General features: G+C 36.9%; 24 protein-coding genes and 1 pseudogene. 3 read left to right on the top strand and 22 right to left on the bottom strand.

The window, feature by feature from the left end:
* Positions 1-399: 399 nt before the first annotated feature.
* From HXT37_RS02765 to HXT37_RS02740, 6 genes are all read right to left on the bottom strand, one after another.
* The gene (locus HXT37_RS02765) at positions 400-1,338 is read right to left on the bottom strand and encodes an ABC transporter permease (protein WP_102702978.1); all 939 of its coding nucleotides are present in this window, start codon (positions 1,336-1,338) and stop codon (positions 400-402) included.
* Positions 1,335-2,114 (bottom strand): ABC transporter, encoded by a 780-nt coding sequence (locus HXT37_RS02760; protein ID WP_180963717.1) that lies wholly within the window; start codon positions 2,112-2,114, stop codon positions 1,335-1,337. The genes HXT37_RS02765 and HXT37_RS02760 overlap by 4 nt, the downstream gene beginning before the upstream one ends.
* A 10-nt stretch (positions 2,115-2,124) precedes the next feature.
* A complete protein-coding gene (locus HXT37_RS02755) occupies positions 2,125-3,228 on the bottom strand; it encodes an ABC transporter ATP-binding protein (protein ID WP_102702977.1) in 1,104 nt (367 codons plus the stop codon).
* Positions 3,229-3,678: 450 nt separating this feature from the next.
* On the bottom strand, positions 3,679-4,128 hold the full coding sequence (locus HXT37_RS02750; RefSeq protein WP_102702976.1) for a hypothetical protein: 450 nt from the start codon (positions 4,126-4,128) through the stop codon (positions 3,679-3,681).
* A 238-nt stretch (positions 4,129-4,366) separates the two neighbouring features.
* On the bottom strand, positions 4,367-5,338 hold the full coding sequence (locus HXT37_RS02745) for a Fic family protein (protein WP_102702975.1): 972 nt from the start codon (positions 5,336-5,338) through the stop codon (positions 4,367-4,369).
* Between the two features lie 212 nt (positions 5,339-5,550).
* Positions 5,551-6,834, bottom strand: a complete 1,284-nt coding sequence (locus HXT37_RS02740) for a YcxB family protein (RefSeq protein WP_421779713.1) — start codon at positions 6,832-6,834, stop codon at positions 5,551-5,553.
* A gap of 506 nt (positions 6,835-7,340) precedes the next feature.
* Here HXT37_RS02740 and HXT37_RS02735 point away from each other — a divergent pair.
* Positions 7,341-7,751, top strand: coding sequence for a hypothetical protein (locus HXT37_RS02735; protein ID WP_102703440.1), 411 nt, complete (start codon positions 7,341-7,343; stop codon positions 7,749-7,751).
* A 96-nt stretch (positions 7,752-7,847) separates the two neighbouring features.
* Here the strand turns inward: HXT37_RS02735 and HXT37_RS02730 are convergent, their stop codons facing one another.
* The 3 genes from HXT37_RS02730 to HXT37_RS02720 all read right to left on the bottom strand — a co-directional run bounded on the left by HXT37_RS02730 (position 7,848) and on the right by HXT37_RS02720 (position 10,888).
* The gene (locus HXT37_RS02730; protein WP_165845969.1) at positions 7,848-8,801 is read right to left on the bottom strand and encodes a hypothetical protein; all 954 of its coding nucleotides are present in this window, start codon (positions 8,799-8,801) and stop codon (positions 7,848-7,850) included.
* A 10-nt stretch (positions 8,802-8,811) separates the two neighbouring features.
* The gene (locus HXT37_RS02725; RefSeq protein ID WP_102703439.1) at positions 8,812-9,318 is read right to left on the bottom strand and encodes a GNAT family N-acetyltransferase; all 507 of its coding nucleotides are present in this window, start codon (positions 9,316-9,318) and stop codon (positions 8,812-8,814) included.
* Between the two features lie 583 nt (positions 9,319-9,901).
* Entirely contained in the window at positions 9,902-10,888 is a 987-nt protein-coding gene (locus HXT37_RS02720; protein WP_102703438.1) for a helix-turn-helix domain-containing protein, read from the bottom strand.
* Positions 10,889-11,198: 310 nt separating this feature from the next.
* On the opposite strand from HXT37_RS02720, the gene HXT37_RS02715 reads away from it, so the two are divergent.
* Complete coding sequence (locus tag HXT37_RS02715) at positions 11,199-11,453, top strand: type II toxin-antitoxin system Phd/YefM family antitoxin (RefSeq protein WP_004110957.1); 255 nt, start codon at positions 11,199-11,201, stop codon at positions 11,451-11,453.
* A gap of 737 nt (positions 11,454-12,190) precedes the next feature.
* Here HXT37_RS02715 and HXT37_RS02710 read toward each other — a convergent pair.
* The 5 genes and pseudogenes from HXT37_RS02710 to HXT37_RS02690 all read right to left on the bottom strand — a co-directional run bounded on the left by HXT37_RS02710 (position 12,191) and on the right by HXT37_RS02690 (position 15,166).
* On the bottom strand, positions 12,191-12,823 hold the full coding sequence (locus tag HXT37_RS02710) for a helix-turn-helix domain-containing protein (RefSeq protein ID WP_076002747.1): 633 nt from the start codon (positions 12,821-12,823) through the stop codon (positions 12,191-12,193).
* A 658-nt stretch (positions 12,824-13,481) separates the two neighbouring features.
* Positions 13,482-13,919, bottom strand: coding sequence for a GNAT family N-acetyltransferase (locus tag HXT37_RS02705; protein ID WP_102703437.1), 438 nt, complete (start codon positions 13,917-13,919; stop codon positions 13,482-13,484).
* A gap of 81 nt (positions 13,920-14,000) precedes the next feature.
* A pseudogene (locus HXT37_RS02700) lies at positions 14,001-14,117 on the bottom strand (conjugal transfer protein TraG); the annotation flags it as partial.
* A gap of 31 nt (positions 14,118-14,148) precedes the next feature.
* On the bottom strand, positions 14,149-14,634 hold the full coding sequence (locus tag HXT37_RS02695) for an NUDIX hydrolase (protein ID WP_102703435.1): 486 nt from the start codon (positions 14,632-14,634) through the stop codon (positions 14,149-14,151).
* A gap of 292 nt (positions 14,635-14,926) precedes the next feature.
* A complete protein-coding gene (locus HXT37_RS02690) occupies positions 14,927-15,166 on the bottom strand; it encodes a hypothetical protein (RefSeq protein ID WP_233186359.1) in 240 nt (79 codons plus the stop codon).
* 767 nt (positions 15,167-15,933) lie between these two features.
* Between HXT37_RS02690 and HXT37_RS02685 the strand changes: the two genes are divergently transcribed.
* Positions 15,934-16,821: an IS3 family transposase gene (locus tag HXT37_RS02685; protein ID WP_421779779.1), complete on the top strand. Its 888-nt coding sequence runs from the start codon at positions 15,934-15,936 to the stop codon at positions 16,819-16,821.
* Between the two features lie 120 nt (positions 16,822-16,941).
* On the opposite strand, the gene HXT37_RS02680 is transcribed toward HXT37_RS02685, so the two are convergent.
* The 8 genes from HXT37_RS02680 to HXT37_RS02645 all read right to left on the bottom strand — a co-directional run bounded on the left by HXT37_RS02680 (position 16,942) and on the right by HXT37_RS02645 (position 21,598).
* Complete coding sequence (locus HXT37_RS02680) at positions 16,942-17,217, bottom strand: type II toxin-antitoxin system YafQ family toxin (protein ID WP_102703433.1); 276 nt, start codon at positions 17,215-17,217, stop codon at positions 16,942-16,944.
* Positions 17,210-17,479, bottom strand: a complete 270-nt coding sequence (locus HXT37_RS02675) for a type II toxin-antitoxin system RelB/DinJ family antitoxin (RefSeq protein WP_102703432.1) — start codon at positions 17,477-17,479, stop codon at positions 17,210-17,212. The genes HXT37_RS02680 and HXT37_RS02675 overlap by 8 nt, the downstream gene beginning before the upstream one ends.
* Positions 17,480-17,781: 302 nt before the next feature.
* Positions 17,782-18,954 carry an exodeoxyribonuclease V gene (locus HXT37_RS02670; protein ID WP_102703430.1) on the bottom strand — a complete coding sequence of 391 codons (1,173 nt, stop codon included), beginning with the start codon at positions 18,952-18,954 and terminating at the stop codon, positions 17,782-17,784.
* Between the two features lie 34 nt (positions 18,955-18,988).
* A complete protein-coding gene (locus HXT37_RS02665) occupies positions 18,989-19,642 on the bottom strand; it encodes a response regulator transcription factor (protein ID WP_102703429.1) in 654 nt (217 codons plus the stop codon).
* Positions 19,643-19,829: 187 nt separating this feature from the next.
* On the bottom strand, positions 19,830-20,381 hold the full coding sequence (locus tag HXT37_RS02660; protein WP_076002703.1) for a hypothetical protein: 552 nt from the start codon (positions 20,379-20,381) through the stop codon (positions 19,830-19,832).
* A 12-nt stretch (positions 20,382-20,393) separates the two neighbouring features.
* Positions 20,394-20,855 carry a hypothetical protein gene (locus HXT37_RS02655; RefSeq protein WP_004110362.1) on the bottom strand — a complete coding sequence of 154 codons (462 nt, stop codon included), beginning with the start codon at positions 20,853-20,855 and terminating at the stop codon, positions 20,394-20,396.
* Between the two features lie 279 nt (positions 20,856-21,134).
* A complete protein-coding gene (locus HXT37_RS02650) occupies positions 21,135-21,308 on the bottom strand; it encodes a hypothetical protein (RefSeq protein WP_102703428.1) in 174 nt (57 codons plus the stop codon).
* On the bottom strand, positions 21,305-21,598 hold the full coding sequence (locus HXT37_RS02645; protein ID WP_020759138.1) for a DUF2089 family protein: 294 nt from the start codon (positions 21,596-21,598) through the stop codon (positions 21,305-21,307). Before HXT37_RS02645 ends, HXT37_RS02650 begins: the two co-directional genes overlap by 4 nt.
* Positions 21,599-21,649 lie beyond the last annotated feature (51 nt).

Here is a 21,649-nt window from a genome sequence, read left to right as displayed (position 1 = left end):
TAGAAATAGGGTTATCCCCCCCCCAAAAAAATACTAAATTATGCAAATAGACTACAATTAGAATACTCTAATGAAACTAACCTAATCTACTGTTGTAATTAAATGATGAACTCTTGCAATAATCCCATTGGTAGTGTATGTAGCAACAAGATGGTTAAGAATGGTAAAACCGGCGCAAAGAAAACACGATGGATTGAAAGAACTACTATACGGCTACACTTTTTTTGAGTGCACACTATGGATAGTTGGTGCACTTTTTAACGATAGGAAAAGCTATCGTTAAAAAGTTTAAGATAGCTAAACAACCTTACTCAATAATCAATATGCTTTTAGTATTACCCACCCCTATACCCGCTAATAAAATCCTTATTTAATTAACTAAATTCACATATTTATTACTTAAAACCCTATAGTTGTTAAAGTACCTTTACGTCGTTGAATCACCACACCAACATTCCATATGATCACACCAACAATTGCCCACAACGCACCAACAATAAGAATCACAAGTAGCGATACGCCAACATTTACAGAACCATCAACTATACTACGAGATGCTTGAGTAACATGAGTTACTGGAATCACATATAACACGTATTGCATCATCTTAGGAAATACGCTAATTGGAGCAATCACACCACAAACAATAGGAAGTATTGCACTAAGCGCGTTAGAAATAGTATAAACATCATTCATCATCATGCTTATAGCAGCTATAGCGATACCAAATCCCGTAGAAGCAACAGGAACAATAAGGAACAACAGCATCAACGCACTCATATTAATCACAAAGAAAGCACTTGGGCTTACTACAAGCATTGTTATGAACAAAGTCACAGCATCACTCACTAAAGAAATAGTCACGAGCGCAATAATACGACCGAACCATAATGGTAATGCAACTTTCGCGCTTGTAAGCACGAATGGTGTTGTGCCTTCAAAACGATCCCATGCTAGTGCTTCTGACACAGTCATACTTGTGGAAATAGAACACGCACCCATCACAGCAGCAAGAGTTGAAGCAATCAAACTATGATTAAAACCAGCGCTAGTCGCTACACTAGCTGCTCCATTGAATCCTCCGCTTACAGCTCCAGCTAGAAAAACGTATAAGAACGTGGATAAAAGAGGCTCAATAATCATACGAATAACAGCAGTATTCCAACTATTTAAGCTAGGTATACTCTGTATACTCACTCTTGCACCAGTTCGTATACTAGATAACACGCTCACGTGACCATACTGTGAATATTGATTATATTGATGCAATCTAGCGCACTTACTATTTTGAATAATTTTATTTCGCATAGTTTCAACCTGATTATTATTTCGTATCATATTATGTTCAAACTTCCATTAAGCGTTGCAAGTCGAATAGCATGACGTAACATAAAACCTGCAATAACAAGCAAAACGCTAGATAATACAACACATAACACAATCGCTAACACAGTAGTAGCATTAAACGATTGCGCATGAGCCACCCACACTGCAGACGTAAGCGGATGAATAAACGCCATAACGCGAACTGGCAATGACATTGATTCTACAGGGATTACTATTCCGCAAAGCATCCATACAGGAATTAAAATCAAACCTTCATAAACTGTAGCTTTACGGCATAATACAAAAATTCCAGATAATAATGCAGCAGAAGCTACGCAAGCAAGCATAGAAAGTAAGTATCCAACTAGCTGCGTGAATGTTATCATAAAGAACCCATGGCAGAAAACAGCCACTGTAATAATCGCAAGCGGCATACCAATGCACCCAAGTAAAGCTGCGGATCCTACAATAGGAAGAAACACTGCAGAAGGTGAGATAACACTTAAAGTTAAATATTGTAATGTTCCTAAATAACGCTGGTATCCAATAATTCCAACAGCAGTAGTTGTAGCAGACCATAATCCAGCTATAGAAGAATCAACCCAAATATTATTAAGACAATTAGCACAATTATGAGAAAAACCATAGTAGGCAACAATTTTCATCAACGCAAAACATACTGGAGCAAGTATCGCATTTTGCAAGAAAAACGTTGTTTTCACTAAGCTTTTAAGCTGAAACCACATGCCACGAATCACAGAAGCGTATGAATGAGTAGAAGTATTCATATTAAGCCTCCTACTTACTTAATGAAAGTGAAGAAGACGAAGAAGACGGCGTAGCAGCAGAAGTAGAAGTATTTGATGCAGAAATATTATCATTTTGCACAATAGCAAGATACGTTTCTTCCAAACTTGCAGCGCGATCACCTAAACGTGTAATCCCATCAACAGGAATTTTAATATTTCGTTCTTGAGATAATGTTTTGCTCCACGCGATAGTAATATTTAACACTCCATGCGATTCAAAAACATCACACCACAACACTCCATCAAGTTTTTGCAATTCTTCCTTAACACTAGAATCCACAACCGATGATTCACCTTCATACGCGTACATTGTTACATGATCAATATGCTGCAAAGAAGCCAACTGCTGCACGCTTCCCTGAGCGATAATATTACCGTGATTTATTACAGCAACAGTATCAGCTAATTTTTCAGCCTCACTCATCTCATGCGTAGTTAGCAAAATCGCTATTCCTTGATCTCGTAAAGCATGAATAATTTCACGTACTTTCCTAGCATTTTCAGGATCCAAACCAGTGGTAGGCTCATCTAAAAGCATAAGATCCGTTCTAGCAACCAGCGATCGAGCAATATGCAATCGCTGCCACATTCCCCTTGAAAAAGTTTGAACAGCATCATGAGCTTTATCAAGTAAATCAACTTGCTCAAGAGCATCGTGAATACGCTTTCCTTGCTCCCTATATGGAACAGCAGAAAGATCCGCAAAATAACGAAGATTATCTAATGCACTTAACTTTTGATAAAATCCTCGCTCACCTCCAAGAAGTAACGACACGTGCTTACGTGCTTCTCGAGGATTACTCACAGCATCAATATCGGCAATACGAACACTACCACTATCAGGAGCTAACAACGTGCCAACAATTTTTACAGTAGTTGTTTTACCTGCACCATTCGGACCAAGCAAGCAAAATATTTCACCAGAATGAATATCAAAAGATACGTTATGTAAAACTTGGCGAGTTGTTTTCTTACGACCGAATCCACGAGAATAAGATCTTGTTACATTATCAATACACAATATTAAGTTGCTAGTTGACTGCTTATTATTGTTATCGCGACTATTAGTCGCGTCTTCTATATTATTATTCATTATTATTGCTTCGTTCTTACGTGTTATTAAAGCTTAATTCTTACTTTTATTAAACCTTAATTCTTACTGTTATTGAATAAATTTCAACAATGAAAATCAGTTAGTCAGATAAGAAAAGATAACGCTTGCTTACAAGAACGATAAGAACACGCAAAAACATGCAAAAAACGTGCAAAAACCACAGAAAAACCAGCGCGCATGTGCAAACATAATGACAAAACATCATGTGCAATGCGTGTTTAATACTGCTAAAGAATATGTATCTTAAGCTGTTTTATGTGCTTTTATATGCCTTTCAAACCGTTCTTAAGACTAGCTATCATTTGGGCAGTCATAGCGCAACACCTCATAAACTTAAATGTGCTTTACGTGGAAAATTATATGAGCATTCCGCAAAAAACTCAAATATAAGCAATCACAAAACATTTGTTTAACATTTGCAAAATATTACTATTTCTTCTTATAACCTATAGCAACATTACCTGTTTTATTAATCCCTGGTATTTTAAGAACACAAGAGCTTGACTTACAAGAGCCTGGCTTGTCTTTTAAATCAAATTTCCCAACTAAAAATAAAGCTTTAAGTCCTGAACTAGGCAAATTAAACTGTGAGTCAACTAATTTGATTGGCTTATCTCCAAGAGTAACTTTAGACAAATCATAATGAGAATCCAGAATATCTCGTGACACAAAGAGATACAACTCATCCTTATTCATATAGTTATCTGGTATACGAAACTCTTCCCGAGACACCGCTACTGTTTCCCAATGATACGACGCAAGCGCCGCCTTCTCATCATCGTCGGAACATCCAGCAAGAGAAAAGAGAGAACCTAGCAGCAAAAGCATAACAAGACAACTTTGAAAAATGGTTTTACAAAAAATAGTTTTACTTCTCATAACACTACTAGCCTCCTTTTCGTTAACACCACTCTGTATCAAATGATCATAAAACAGACTATTAAGTAAACAAGATCTACCATTCGCTCTGATTACTGTAATAATCTTAATAAATATCCTATTTTTTTTTATTAATTTGTCTAGACTATCGACACTAATTTCTTCATTTACTAGCAAACTATAATTTTCATAAACAGCAAGATTCGAAGAAACAGAAGAACCAACATAATCACGCGGTTTAATGCCTCCAACAACATTCCCTCATAAACGAAGCAATCACCTGCAAATCTTCACCCTCATAATACTCAACAAGCAACTTCTTAAACTCAGGAACCTTATTTTCTGGAATAACCAACAAGCCCCTACCGTGAGAAATCAAATAATGATTCGCAAAAATCACAGAAGCCCTCTTATTCCCATCTAAAAATATCTGCGACTTCATACAATAAACGCATAATTCAATCGCAATATCAATAGGCTCTTTCCTTCCAACTCTACCTTCAACATTCTCACTATCTTCCTCACTTTCAACAATATTCCTTATTTTTTCTTTAACATCTATTTCATTAGGAATAGGCGGAATATAAGTAGATCCACCAATCGCAACAGGAACACCCCTAATACGACCGCCGTCTAAGAAAAAACCCTCATTAACAAGCTTCGCTATATGACTGAGCATGTAATAATCAGACCTGCTTAATACAACATCCTCGTCTAAAATAAACTCCCAAGCATGCTTCAAATTCAAGATTTTTTGAACGTCACTCGCAGAAACACCAAACACTTTCCCGTTATCTATAATCTCTTCAGTTTGAGGAAAAGTGGTAGCAACACCTTCCAAAACCGCCTGATCGTAAATATTCGCCTTTAAGTTAGCCCTTGCAAAAGCAATATTGTTCACCAAATCAGCAGATAACTCACTATTAGAATATCCGGCATTCGCAAGCTGCCTTACTACAGCGCGAAGTTCCTTACGCAATTGCCTAGATTCACTTGCATTGCGAAGAAGAAGATTATACAAATCGTCCGAATACACACCAACATACGTGGACGTCAACTTTCCCGAAACACGCTTTCTGGTGTATAAATATTTACCATCTCCACGATTTTTGATTTCAGGAGTACCATCATACGCAAGCAAACTCAAGCGAGCATTAATATCAGCCTTTTTTCTAAGCAATTCTTGCACATCATCATATTTTGCAGCCATCTTCACACTCCTTTTTCACATAAATTGGGGAACATTTACTTAAATAAAATACCGTTTTGTTCCCCAATAATCAATAATGTAGGGAACTTTTTTACAATTTTTACACCGTTTTGTTCCCCAAAATATAAGCAACTAGAGTACACAACTATGGATGCTACTATCTGGCAATCTTCCGATAGTCTTATATTCCTACATATAACCAATCAACCCTACTACCAATATGCCCTACTGCTCTTTGCAATTACTCCAGTGCTATATTCATACGTGTAGGTGCTCTGCATATGAGCATCACTCGGCGACCAGCTTCCATTTGAAGATTTTGAAGCCTTAAACAGAATATAAAGACCACATTTTCCATCCTGAGAGTCCCTGTTATACTGCAGATAAGTAATGTCCGAACGGCTTTCACTCAGAACAAAGTACATATCTCCCTTGGCGGTATAGTTCTCCTTGAACGCAAAGCCTTTCGCCGCAAAATACTTATCAAATATCTTAAGCGCTGCATTTCTTTCCTTCTTTGATTCTAAATCATGCTCAGCGGAATCATGCAAATCGTAATTTTTATCTGGCTCTTCAACCTTTAATCTTGTATCTTTTAATCTTGTATCTTTCCTGTTATTACGATCAATTCTGCTATACCACTCAGATTCACTTATTTTTGGATCAGTATCAGTTGAATCTTTCATTGGTCGAAGATACTTAAGGAAAAATGGGCCTTCAGACTTATAAAGATAATACTCAAAAGGAGCATACATATCGTCCACGTGCTCTGTGTATGTACCATTATCATTTTGTTTCACAGAATATCTGCCAACAATAAACAAAACGTCAAAAAATCCAAGACCTAAGATAATCAGCACACAAAGCAGAACATGTAGACAACGAAGTACAATTCTTATACCTATCTTCCGTACACGCGAAATAAGATAGAGATTATAGAAGACACATACAAGAGCAATCGTAATCATCCAAACAACTGGCATTGCCGCGCATATAACATACGCCCAAGTCTGCAAAAGCCACTGATTTGGAAGACGTACCGCAGTTATTCCAAAGAATGCAGTTAGAATACCACTTAACACAAAAAAGCAATAAAGAACCAGCGAGATTCTACCCTTCCACTGTTGCTTACCATAGCTAAGAAAAGATTTGTTACGCTCTACATTCGCACTCCGAAAACGACTATGTATATTGCGCTGCCAAATAACACCAATAACCCAAATAAGAGAAACTACAACAAGAAGCAGAATTGCAAAACAATAGGTGATCCATCCAAAAAGCTGTAGCTTATTGGATGCCATAAAAACAGTTCCAACAATAATTAAGATGGAAAAGATTTCCGCACTCAGCCGCAAAACCTTATACTTTGGCAATTCCTTATTTGCACTGTTAAGGTTCTCACATATTTGCTCATGTGATTCACAATATAGAGGATTTTTCTCATCTGTGGGAGTATGTTCCTGTTTTTCTTTCTCTTTCGTCGACGAATCTGACATTTTTCTATCCCTATATTCTGTTCATATATTCTGTTCCTATATTGCGCTTACGATTTACAATTGTTCTAATTATTCCAGTCGCTTAGCCTGTTCTCTTCTAGCGTAAATAATCGCGAGTATTTGAACTTCTTTTCTACTCTCATCAACACAACGTTTTCTCGTCCATATAAGCAAGCATATTCGATACGCAATATTAAATATATTAAAGACGCTACTTCTATACGAACCAATACTTATAACACATCAAATCGTCAAAATTTCTCTGAACTTTATGTCATGTTCATAAAAGCAAACAAAATCTCGCTTATCACGCCTACGCTGCCTTCGTGAAAACGATACAGTATTTACACAAGCTCCTTAAACCCCGTCTGCCAATGACCGCCAGATTTTAATCGGATATGATTATCACAACTTTCAAAGTAAGATAAATTAACGTAAAATGAGTGAAAATAGTCCGTCTACGACAGTAGTCATCTGCTTGGCTATATAAATTTAAGGAGGTTGTAATGAAGAAATCTATGTATCAAGCTATACGATTATTCCTTTTTTCATTATTATTGCCTCTTTTAGGACTAATCCTTAACTCACTTAGATTGTTTAATCCAGAAATTGTTTATGACTCACCTGTTTTATTTATCGGTATAGCTCACGTATTTGGTTTAACAACGCTTGTCCTTTACTCAATCGTTGTCAATCAAAAAACACTCGAAAACTTAGGAGTTTGTAAAACCATTGCCATAGCGCTTATCGCACCAGCCATTGATTTATTGATATTACAAGAGTCTCCTCAACAATTGGGTAGTAGCTGGATTTACTTATACATTACGTATTTCTTAACCACTGAATGTATTCCAACTATAATTCCAATCATTGTTAAAGAGTTTTTACGAAGAAGAAATCAAAAGCACAAAGCCTAAAATGCACCCACATAATCAGACCTTGACATCAATACTATAGTCTCTACGTACGTAGAGCCTTTTGCTCAAAGAAGAAGAAAACAGTCTTACAGAATCTTACGCAGCTACTGCGGTTCTTCTCCATGGGTGCTGCTTGATAACGAAAATAATATCGGTAAGCACAATACCAACAACTACGCTCACCCATGCCAAACTCGGTGTAAGAAGCCAAGCGAGAACACCGAAGATAAGCAGTCTAAGCAATACAGAAATAGTCAAAAAAGACCAACTTTTTGTTGGGCATTTCTGTTGATCAGCCTTCAATGCACCCATCAGAACCATAACCGCAGCCGCCACGCAAGAAAATAGCATATTGCCCAAGAACATGACAAGCAGCGTGCGCCAGCCACCAATAGTACCAAGCATCCACAATTGCAGCATCAATGCAAGCAAAAATGTGACAACATCGCATACTGCTTCCATCAGCATATTCGCAACGATTAACGAGGAAAATGTTAGAGACACACCTCTAGAAGTGCCTGTTTTACCTGCGCTCGCATGCTGTAATGCAATCATGTTTCTCACCTCGGCGCGCTTTACGCGCTCTTCTTCAAGCATTTGAACGCCAAGCTCAACCGATTTCTTTGAAGCTTCCTGTAATTGCGCATCCGTCATACCTGGCTGCCAAGACTTTTCAAAAACAAACAGCAACACACTAGTAATCGCTGCGCCAATAATAATGCTTAGCAACGTGATATTGGAAACAAGCAATAAAGCAATACCAGAAGTCACCAGAAGCCTGAGCACAAAATCGATGATTCCAATAAGCAAATACCCGTCATCCGGTCTACGATGCCTATACCACTGCAGATACGCTGCACTTAGCAGCGAAAACACCACAACACTCAGCGCGAGTATGACCACAGTTTCCCAACCTAGTACGTGGTGCCCTACGAACTGCTGTACAAGAAGCGAAATAATAAGAGTGCAAATGCCAGCAACAGTTTCTATAATCACATTATCCCAAAAAGCATGCTTGAAAAGCACTGGCCTTACATTCGTCTCACTCATCATCTTTCCTCTATATATTAATCCAATACCTTCTTGTTGTAACATTTCCCCTTGATAGGCTATTTTTCACTTTGTTTTCTAAAATTCCACCATTATTTTCTATAACTTTTATTGAGCCGATATTGTCATCATCACACGTAATTAAAACTTTATGTAGATTCAAAGTCTCTTTACAATATGTAAGTGCCATAGAAAGCATTTTTGTTCCATAGCCCTTCATACATTCAGATTGCCTAACTTCGTACCCTATGTGACCACCATAGTTAATTAAAAAAGAATTTAATTCATGCCTAATATTGATTTCACCAATAAATTTTTCATTATCTATCAGCCAAAATGTAGTGGCTCTAACATAATTTTCAGGCAAATTTATACCATGTTCATAGTTATAAGAACTCTCTACAATTGTCTCATAATTTCTAAAACGTCTTTCAGCATTCGGCCTAAAAATTTCATCTTCTTCATTTGCTTCTATATAACTTTGGATATATTTACTATCTGGTCTAATTAGTCTCATAAGCTCTCCTTATTCCCAATATGTAATTCTATTAAAATTAGAATCCATAATAGTCTGTTTAGCTTTAATAGTATTACTATTAAAAAAAATCACTCATACAAGCTTTATTAAAGAAAAATTTTTTATTTTTCCAATTAGTATAGGGTTTTCGCATCCATAAAATTTTTCTTTTCCATAAATCACAGCTTTTACTAGAAAAATGCATGATCCGAACAAATGTCAGAGCCAAAAGTAGAACCAGAACCAGGAATTTTCACCGCACTTATAAACTATAAGTGAAATTTAATGCCAAAATCGATAATTTATAAGTTATAACTGATAAAATAGCAAAATTGCATCTAGAATCTCGAGAAGTGAGCTTAAATCCACCGCATGCTAAACCTTTTAACATTTAGTCTTTACAACCACATTTCTAAACAAAGCCAATCGTCTGAACGAAAACCCGCCAATCATCGGAATGAAAGTTCGCCAATCGTCGGAAAACAATGAAATATCACGCTTGCGCTTTCGATTATAGCTTTCGATTATAGTCGATAATTTATCGTTTCTTACATTTGTTTCTATTATAAACGAAGCAAATCATTTATTTCTTTCCGAGCATCCACGCTTTGAGCACTACTTCTATTACTCCGTAAGTCAATGCGGCCAACGGCCAAACAATCCAACTTTTTCCCCAATCGGACGTAATGAAACTGTAGGCTAAATAAATGCAGACAATTATAAGCCAGTAAGCTTGGAGGAATAACCTAATCTTTGCAGGATAGACAATCTTTTTCTTCGGCTGCAGCAAACGGCAATAGGACGAGCGGACAATATTCGCCTGTACGAATAAATAAACAGCTGCTGCCACCAGAGCAATAGCGACAACTACAAAAAAGCCGGATGAAAGTTGATAAAATTTCGGCGCTATATCCGAAATTATAAGAAAAATAAAAGCAACCATACATAAAACGACACCGCTGACCGTCCGCAGCACATACGACGGCATGAATCGTTCCAAGCGTTCTTTGAGCACACTGTCAACGCCGTAAGCCGTTTCAAAGTCCTCTTTTTCCAAATATTGATAACGCTTTCCGTGGAAACTCTGAATAATAAAAATAGCTACAGCAACGGTAATAATCGCAACACTAAATGCTAAGCCCATAGTTTTACCGACTTGCGCATTTACTGTGTGAGAAAGCAAAAGATCACTGCCGACCAACGGGATTGCCGCCAGAATACAAAGAAGAACACCTAGAGCAACATAGGCGGCAAATGATATTCTGTGAGCAATATAAGCGGAGGCTTCTTCCAGCTCAATTACCCGCATGCGAACGCCAGCTTCTTCCTGCCAGGCATTTCCATCTTCATTGACGTTCTTCCCCATAACATCAATTTCATCTTTTACAAGAAGATCTGTACTAACACCAAACAAACGGCTCAATGCAATTATCCGTTCCATATCCGGGATACTTTGTGCGCCTTCCCATTTGGAAACAGCTTGGCGACTGACGCCCAATTTGTCCGCCAATTCTTCCTGCGACCAACCGTTTTGTTTACGCAGTTCCAATATTTTATCTGCTAAAATCATAAAAACATCTCCATTTCAAACTAGAATTCATCATGATCATGGTAAAATTATATCTGAAACAGCAGTTGCGTAGTAGCAAGTGCAGTTGGCAATTGCCGTTAAAAGCGCAATTTCTGCCGACAAATGAGCGCAACCGACCGCCAATTCGTTTTCTCTCATTTTCACACCGCGCTTTCCAATCATCTTCACTGATGCCGCCAAACATTGGAATAATATCTCGCCAAACGTCGGAATAAAAGTTCGATAGCGCGCTAACTATTGTAATCTTGATAATATTATGATACTTTTTTGATAAAAGGAGGTTGATACTATGATCAATATTCGCCCAGTTTCCGATTTAAGAAATAAATTCCCAGAAGTAGAAGAAACAGTTATAAATTCAAATACACCAGTATTCCTTACAAAAAACGGTTATGGAACTATGGTTCTCATGAGCATCAAACAATACTCTGCTCTCACTGACGACATCGAAAGAAAACTCGACGAAGCAGATACTTTTGCCGCAAATACTTCTACGCGTCTTTCTAAAGACGACGTCTTTGATAGTGTAAGGAGAAGGGATTAATCAACACGAGAACACCCTTACTACAGGATTAATGTACGCAACTTTTCTATTTTTTACGTTGTCATCGACGACACTATGGAAGTGCGAAGACTTCTATACTCAAAACGAAATATTGACGCACTACTGGAATAACTATTCCTAATAACAATCATTATTATGCTAACGGTTATTAAAAAAGCTATCGTTAAAGGTTTAAAATTGACTTTATAGCCTGATTTCAGGCATGATATCCATTCTACTAACACCATGCCCATGCAATATTAAATTGTTGTCTGGGAGCCTTGGTGTTCTATGGAAATACACAGGGTTCCCATAGATAGCTACACAGCTTTTTACCTCTTAGATGAAGATAAATGTAGCGTGACGATTGTTCGTATCTTTTATACAGTCGGAAACATCGAAAATATTATCAACAACAAATAATGGGAATTCGACAATATGTGACATATCTTTCTAAAAGCCCAATGTAACGTTTTATATGGTCAAAATCATGACTTGGTGCCAATGAACTTTTTTGACGCACAGGTCAAATAATTTCAGTAGACTAGCCAGATGCAAAGAATATGCATTCTTATATGTGTGCAAAAATCGAATTTCATTTCTTATGATCAACTGTCATGTAAAAACACTAAAAGCATGTACAAAAGCCGGAAAATAAAAATCAGGAGAATGCGGAAATCAAAACTGAAAACCACATTCTTCTGACCAATTCCCAACCAACTACCGGTTCCCGGTTCTTACTTATCACGCAACTTACCAACTTGCGTAAATTCCTTATCCCCAACACACATCTTCTTATCAGTGAACTTTACTCGCATCATTCTGCTAATAATATACTCATCCGTTATCAGCACAAAAAATTGCTTTTCTTTTTTATTCACCAAGTAATACTGTTCACTGCCAATGCTCTCTACCGCTTTACCGAATGCAAACGTATCAAACAAAGGAATATCACCGAACAAAGTAGTAATACACCCGATAAAATTATCCATAAACTTTTCAGACGAATTTGGAATAAACTTCGTCACCGTGAGCATAATAATTTCAGCGTCTGCATATTCATCGCGAATAATTTGTTCCTTTATCTTGATTTTCTTACGAACACCCAATTTTGCATTAAGACCATACTTCGCTAAATCAATAGGCTTCTTAATGATTGACAAATCAATAGCATTGTCTTTATCCAACAAATAGTCGACAGTAACGCCCAGCGCATCCGCAATCACCTTCAAATTTGCAACATCCGGCAGACCGCGACCGCCTTCCCACTTCGCTACCGCAGCACGCGAAACCATAATCATTTCAGCAAGTTCTTCCTGAGTTAAACCCGCTTCCACGCGCGCATTTCTGATTTTTTCTCCCAACAACATCGTATAACTCCTTTCATTGGCTATAAGTTTTCGTTCTTAACGATTATTTGTTTTGCTCGTAATGCAATTAATAATCGCACTGCGTAATTACATGCTAACGAGCAACATATGAATAGAAAAGGAACGAACGATAACACAAGCGTTACGAATCGTAACACGGCATTTTCTTAGCACACGCGCACATAATTATGTGAAAATAGCTGTTTCAAAAGAATTTATACAAAACTAACAGAGAACGTACAAAATCCAAGGTGCACGAGCCATACAACACAATGCGCCGAAGACCGATATCCACCTCATTGCTCTGCTCTCATTCATGCCAATCCCCAACAACGAACGTACGGAATAAGGCAACAGAAACATACGTTTGTTGTCAAGTGCATGCTGGGATATATAACACAGAAAGCAAACAGTTTCAGAGTACAGAAGGAAAAGTTTCATTGTATCCAAGAGTTAAGAAACTAGAACTAGCATTTTGTAGTGTATATATTAGTGAAAAGTACTTGAAATACTAGTTCGCTAATTAACGAGTTTCCCCTATTTATTGAGCGCAATATAAATTGAAATTAGGCATGAAAAAGACGATAGATTTTTTTCTTTTTTCTATCGTCTTACAAATTTAGTATTCAATTTTTCAGTTCAACAAACTAGGATTGACTTATTCGAAAATTTTAATAAATCTCTTTTGCGTCTTATCACATACATATCCTATATTTTCATAGAATTTATGTGCTTCCGTTCTTGCTTCTGCTGAGTTTAACCTGATAAACTTAAGTAATTTTTGTCGAGAATCCATTTCTAAATGATTCATCAATTTTTTTCCAATGCCTCTTCCTTGAAACTCTGGTAAAACAGCTAATCCTAGAATATTTAATCCACACTCTGAATAAAGACTCTCATACATTTCAGCATGTACAAATCCAACAACTTTATGCAAATCCTCATCCTCATAAACATAAATCACATGATGCTTTTTATCAGCTGATAGTTTTATGATTTGATTCTCTACTAACTCTGTAGAAACAGTATATCCTAAAGAAATATCACATATTTCTCGTATAGATTGAGCATCTTCTTTTTTTATTTTTCTAATCATTTCATCGCCTCCACAACTCCAAATTTATATAGTTCTACCATATCGAATATACCCTCGACCATATAGTTATAATAGTAAATCTTACAATCTTGTAATTACCGTATTTCTATTAAGCTTAACCTTGCCTTTTCTCTTTATATATTCTTCAATATCAAACACATTCTTCCTGTCATAATCTTCTAAGAAATAATGTTTATGTAACGATCTCTTGCCATAATAGCGGGATTCATTAATATCTTTCATCTGAAATTATATGCTCTATTCCACTATGCTCCGATTTAAGATATTCTTTCATAAATGTCGGGTAAGCCTTGCACTTATCAAGCTCATCTATAGGTAACCAATGCATTGTCTCTTTAGCACCTGACTCTGTAGTACTATGGCTCGTAAAATCTCTTTTGCCCAGGGACTTCATCAAGTAGTAGAATGTAAGCTCATGGAAGTCTACTCCATCTAAGCCGGAGCTGCCGATAAATAAGTTCTCGTGTACGACAGCAAGGTGATCGACCTCGTAATTAAGACCTGTCTCTTCAAATACTTCTCTCTTCACGGCCTCTTCTGATGTCTCGCCCATGTGAACCGCTCCGCCAACTGAGTAGTAATAGTCGTCCTCATCATTTCCTGCAAATAGCACACAACCTTCTTCTACTATGATGGCTGCTGCTCTATACCTAAATGCTTTTTTATCGTTAATAAATCCGCAATTATGCTCCATAGTTTACTCCTTTATTTTTTATCTAATGACTGTGACTTATGGTTCAAATGAAAACAAGTTCCCAATCTGAATTGAAAATCCAAGTGATTGATACATTTGTATATCACACTGTGCACAAGCAACAATCATTGAACTTATTGCACTCGACCCTAGAGCGTTGATATCTTCCCTCATACAGCAAAATCGCACTCAAAAACCGCGAGAACCCAGCTTAAAGCCGCTTCGCATTAAACCTTTTAACGATAGCCCTCGCTAAGCCCTGCTACACAAGGGCAAACTTGCACCCACCTAATCAGCTTTTGACATCAATACGACACTCTCGACGTGCATCAAAGTCAAGTGAAAGATTATAGTTACGTGGAAAATGCTCTTCAGCAGCATACTCCACATCATCTTTATTCGGCTCATAACCATGCTTAAGATTAAAATGCTGGATATATTCTTCTTTCCAAGCTTCAATCTCAGCTTTTTCTTCAACAGTTCTAGTAGGACGCAGGTTCTTATTGTTGTAGTAAACCTCACTGTCATCCATTGAGTGAAGCATCTTAATATCAGCTTCAGTGACACCATTTTCGCCCGGCTTAATCTCGATAGTTTCTTCACTATAACTACCATCTTCATTACGAACACAACTTGTATACTTATACGTTGCTCAATCATTGCTATTAGTTTTGCGAGTCCTCATGCTCACCCTTCCCGCCTGCAGCGGTAGGGTGAAGACACATACAAAAAAGAGCCGATACTTTATGAAGTACCGACTCTAATACCTGAAAAACAGCCATAGTAGAATAGAGGTACTTCATAGGAGTCATGAAAAACCATGAGGATCCTATTGACGTATCTCATCGCCCTATAGCTAATCAGGCTTTAACTGTTTACTAGTAGTGTCTTATTGATTAATCATTAACCACAATCTTGTTAATTGTTCCAAAAATTCTTATAACATTTACCCGCTCTTTCTTAAAACCTGTATCATGAGTGTAAAAAAGAGTGGAATAATCTCGTTTTTATAACAGTTTGACATGTAAAAACCACACTTGCCTTGAAAGCTACGTGCTTTGAGGTTTAAGCGTTAACAATGTTTTCACCCCCCTTCTCGTTAAACAACACTCGTTTTAGAAAACAAAACGAGCATTAGCCACGCTCTAATAGAGTCCCAACCGTGGCCAATAAAGTCCCAACTGTATTTAATACAATCCCAACAAATCTAATATAATCCCAACCGTATTAATATCAGAAATCCTCACTCCGCAAAAAGTGTTATAAGCCTAACTACTTTTAGTATTACCGTTAGAGCTTCTGATTAAAACACTTCAGATAAAACGTTCAAGTTATTACTATGCTAAAAATGCTCTTCAAAAACCTGACAAATACGCACATATACGAGGTTGCATACACAAGATTGCAGAAGAAAACTTCTTTACTTATGACTCTCCTAGAATATGGTTAGCGTTGAGAACTAAAGGTATTAAAGTATCTGAAAAAGTAGTAAGACGGCTCATGAAAGAAGAGTTAATTGAGGTTAGATATGCCAGGCGTAAAAGACGCTATTCAAGTTACATAGGAGAAATTACTCCCGCATGTAGTAACATTGTTAACAATAATTTTCATGCAGATTCACCTAATAAGATTTGGCTTACAGACATTACTGAGTTTTCAGTAAAAGAGTCAAAACTCTATTTAAGCCCTATGATTGACTGTTTTGATGGTAAAGTGGTCTCTTACGCTCTTTCAAACCACCCAGATCAGAGTCTTGTAGATGAAATGTTAGAAGAGGCTTTAACTACCCTTAAGATTACAGAATGTAAAAGCTTAGCTATTCATACAGATAGAGGAGGTCACTATAGAGATGGCAGGTGGATTGAGAGATTAGAAGGTCTTGGTATTACACGCTCCATGTTAAGAAAAGGAAACAGTGGAGATAATGCTGCCTGTGAAGGCTTTTTTGGACAAATGAAAACAGAAATGTATTATCCACTTAACTGGGATAGTACAGAAGAATTACGTCAAGCTATTCATACTTATATTGATTTTTACAACAATCACAGAATTAAAATGGGGATTAAAAGACAATTATGGAACATCGTGCTATGGTTGCACAAAATGTCTAAAAATTGTCCTAAGCCCCAAGCGACATTTTTATGTCGCCAAAATTGTCGCTTTGTCGCCAACGGATACAAAATTTAGTCATTTTGCTTAGAGTTAAGAACGTTCAATAAGTTTATAATTTCATCAAGTACGCTTGCAAATGTGATTCCTTTTGTATAACTATATTTTTAAGCAAGTTATCGTGGTAGATTTTGCTAGCTAGAATAAGTCGTCGTGAGATCCTAAGCGTAGGAATATAATGCAATCTTCTTTAACTTGATACAACAGTAGAACATCTGCAGACACATGCAATTCATGCACGCCTTTATATGAGCCTTTAAGAATATGATCTCTATAAGTTGCAAGTTCGCGAGAATCTGCACTATTGCAAATAAGTCTTACAATATTGATTACTTGCTCAATATCGTAATGCTTCTGCTTATATTTCTTAACATCTCGCAGATAGATTGGACTATAAAATGGCGGTTTAGGCATTGCGCATCAGCTCAGCAAAATCGTCTACAGTACCTGCAGCTATTGGTTTTTCTTTCATAGCTTCATCAATAGCATGCTCATATGGAGAACTTTCAAGTGAAAATGGGAAACGTTGCGTATTTACAATCTGATATAAAAATAGGTTGACTGCTGAACTCATATCAAGACCATAATGTTCAAGAACTTGCGATGCGCTATCCCGTATTTCTGGATTAACTCTTACACTTAATCTGCCTGTTCTAGCTGTTTTTGTAGAAGCCATGCCGTTTCCTTTAAGCTCAAAATCATGAATTTGTTATTCATGCTTTGCTTTATTATAACAGACCTACAGCACCCAACGTAATACCAAAGTAGCACCATTGTGCACACAATTATTACTAAATCGCGCGTTATCGTGGCAAAAATTGCAAAATTAGCAAAAACTGCCACGATAACTGGTATAACATAGCAACGAAGCAGCATTCTGCATTGCAAATTAACCACCTACTTGCATCTGCTGCACAAAGGTTCGTCCAAATACTCGATTGAAGCGCAAGAAAGCACAATAAGCATCTTGCGCAATGGCTATTTCTCTGCATGAAGCGGAACATGTACATTAATAATCCACGAATCGTCATCTTCAATAACTTTAAAAGTTCCACCAACGCGTTCCGCAAGCATCTTATGAAAACGCAGTCCATATCCTAATTGCAAGTTAGCAAGAATACCTCGTTGCGCACTATTTATACACGTAATATGACATTCATGGTCATTAAGCATTACATTCATGGCGTATTCTTTAGGCTTTGCAGCATGCTTTTTTACGTTCGCAAGCAGTTCTCGGCAAATATACTCAATTTGAGCACATTCTTCAAAAGGCAAATGGATTGATTGAGAATCTTCAGTAGCTAAATCACTACTCAAGTCAATGGAACCAATATAGCCAAGCTTTTCAAATGACTTTTGTTCACAGTCAAATAAAACGCGTAAGCCTGTACAAAAATCTTTATAACATGTAGTCGATTGCATAACATCGCCAGTGCTTGCAGTTGTAGCATTGTCAAGAAGAGAAATGATATTACGTGCTCTATGAACAGTTGTAGTAGCACGTTGAAGAATCTCTCGCGAATTTTCATGCTCTTGCTCATGAGTTGTTTGAGGTTCAATAGATTGTTGAGCCATCATCATAATGCTGGAAAGCTCATTAGTTACTTCATCGTGCATGCGAATTGCGGCAATAGTGGCATATTTTTGAAAAACGTTGTAACGCTGCGCAAATAACTGTTCCTGCTGTTGGTGAATAGTAGAAATATAGTATTTTACGATTGCACTAGAAATAAGAGTGATAAGAAGCCACCACGCTAACACATAAGCGTTTTGAAAATCGCAGATAATAAAGAACCATGAAGATACTCCGCAAGAAGAAAGCACGGTGTACCAAGGTTGAGTAATTACAGCAATTGCCAAACAAATCAATATGGTAAGCATCATAGATGAGTAGTTGATATTTGGCGCAATAATTACCAACGGCATCCAAATAAGTACAATAAAAGATGCTTTACGTGGCCATATTGCAATGCATAAGCAGATTACAATCCATACTATTTCAACTGTAATTGCATGCCAATTAGAGTAGTAATGAAGATTATTATAGGAACAAATCTCAAGAATCAAAGTACAACTTATGATTACACCAATTCCAATTTTCTGCCAGGCATCATGCGGCAAAAAATTGATCATACGCGTTAATAATTTCATAACTACCTACTTTTACACGTTAATTTCTTACACGTTATATGTCATGTGAATATTTTGCGAGCACAGCAAGCGCCTGCATGCGACTTTTAACTTGAAGTTTTCCATAAATACGCCGTAAATGCGTGTTGACTGTTGAAACTTTCACATTAAGCTGATCTGCAATCTCTTTTGACGAATACCCCTGTTTACACAAGCGCATAATTTCCGATTCTTGAGGAGACAAAACTGAAGTCTTCGGAAGTTGAGAAATCATATTAAATGATTCTTGCGGAGTGTGAAAATAGTCAATATATTGTGGCAATTCTGGGCAACCGTAGCTTGTTGCGCGCGATTGGATAGCTGCAACTACGTCTGCTAAATTGTCTTTATGTACTAACGCTTGACCACCCGCCTTAGCAACTTGCAATACGTATTCATCCAGCATGTAGGAAGTAAAGCCAATTAAAACAATATTGCCATTGCGCTCGCGAATTGCTTTAATTACATCAACACCACTCATTTCTCTCATTGACATATCTACTAAAAGTACGTCAGGAGTATTTTCTGTAACGCAACGATGAATAGCTTGTTTTGCAGAAGAACACATCCATGCACAAACAAAGTTTTCAGGCAAACGACTTTTTAAAAGAAGTTGCATATATCGCAATACAAACGTGTCATTATCAACAATTGCATAAGTAGTGTTCATACAATATATGATATCTTGTTTTGGAATTTGCTTGTCAATAGATGTTTAGAATGATGATTAAAATGCTTCGGCTCTGTCGCAAAGTAATTGTGCGATAAAGCCAAAGCATTATTTTCATATTTTGCAATACAAAATTGCAATACATGCATCATAAATCTATGACAAAAGTGAACAATTTATTACTATTTCATCCAAAAATGAGACATTTCCCAGCGCCAATTGCGATTGATGCTACGATACCTGCAACATTCACCTTCAATCCAAATTTAGCGATTTGTTTTGCAAGGAATTTAGCAAGCTTATCCCAAGCATGCCCTTCAATATAAGCTTTAAAATCACCACTGGAAAGCAGTTGAGCAATATCCATCCCAGGAATTAAACCTATAAGTTCGCCGCCCATGCAAGACCAAAAATCCTTATCTTGGCTATTCGCGCGGATTGCGTCCAACAGGTTATCATTTGTATATACTTGTCGAATACCTTCAGCAATGTATGCGGCCATTACTTTTCCATATTTCATCTTAAGGAGCTCATCTTTAACAGAAACCACGCCATTCTTATAACTGCTAGCTTCTTCAAAAATAAAACGAACTTCTTGTTCAATTTTCTTAACATCCTGTTGTACAATAGCTGTAGACTTATTTTCAGTCGCTTCCGCAGCTGGAATTGTTGTTGACAAGAATCCGAAAGACAAAACAGTCACAATCAGTGATGTTACAATCTTTTTTACCTTTAACATAACCGTATCTCCTTACTTAATGTGCGATTGTATTGTTTTTCTCAAATTATCAAGATTGTACACATTAAAGTGCCATACGCTAGCACTTTCCGTTGGTACACTCCATTCTTCGGTTTTACTATTGACAGTAAAGCGAATTATTTGAGTTGTTGGCTTATTTATAACTTCAAAATTAGTGAGTTGATTCCACGGAATGCGACGAAGATGCTTATCGTCTAATTTAGCTAGATTACCCGAGCCTAAAATGGCATTCGGATTAACCACAATAAACTCATTATTAGTGGCAGCGACAATACGCGCATCAACGCCTTGCGCTACATAGAATAATTTAGGTAACAAAAATAGTTTGATTAAATCTTTCCACCAAGGGTCGTATTTCATTGTAAATACATACGTCTTATCAACTGAAAGATTGTGATCTTTAAAATACTTGACGATATCTTCTTCTCGTATACCGCGCAAAGGATTAGTCATAATAAGCACCTCCTCGTGATTCTCGTTTCGTAAATTACCAACATACTAACGTGCAGATTTTATCTACACAAATAGGTGTACCTATTTTTAACGATAGTGCTTTTAGAAAACTTTTTAAAAAAACTTTTACTATTAGTAGTTTGTATGTTCCTAACAACCAACATTTAAAAATATTTACATTTTGGAACCATTCTTAAATAAAGACATATTTATGGAGCTATCGTGGCAGTTTTTGCTAATTTTGCAATTTCTGCCACGATAACTTGTTATTTTTGTGTTTTATAAGTCCTGTAATGCGATTCTTTTATCTTCTGCAGACTGCTTAGATGACTTATCGTCTTTCTTAAGAAAATGCGCATATCGAATAAGACTTCTTGCAATAAAGAACACTAAAGCACATATAGCAAGTGCGATAAGAATGTCAATTATCGGACCAAATAATGCATAGCTCATGATTCATCCTTCCTTTTTCTATATTCGTTTATGAGTGTTCGAGCTGTGTCAACATCGTATTTATCGTCAATAGCAAGACTCTTTACCAAAAGAACGAACGGATCTTCTGGTTCATTGTCGCTTATGCGCAGTTTTTCAATAAGCTTGTTAAGCCTGATTCTCATCGTTGGGTAAGAGACTTGATACATTTGCGACATTTCTTTTAACGACCCAGACGATAATACAAAGTTCTTTATAAACGACATATCTTCATCTGTGAGATTAGCCATCCATTTTGGAATATGATCCATATCACCCCTTTCTTCAACCTACAAAACTTTAATTAAATTAAACTTTTATTA

It is taken from the genome of Gardnerella sp. DNF01151 (assembly GCF_049244235.1).
Classification (GTDB): Bacteria; Actinomycetota; Actinomycetes; order Actinomycetales; family Bifidobacteriaceae; genus Bifidobacterium; species Bifidobacterium swidsinskii.
This window is presented reverse-complemented; position numbering and strand designations above follow the sequence as displayed.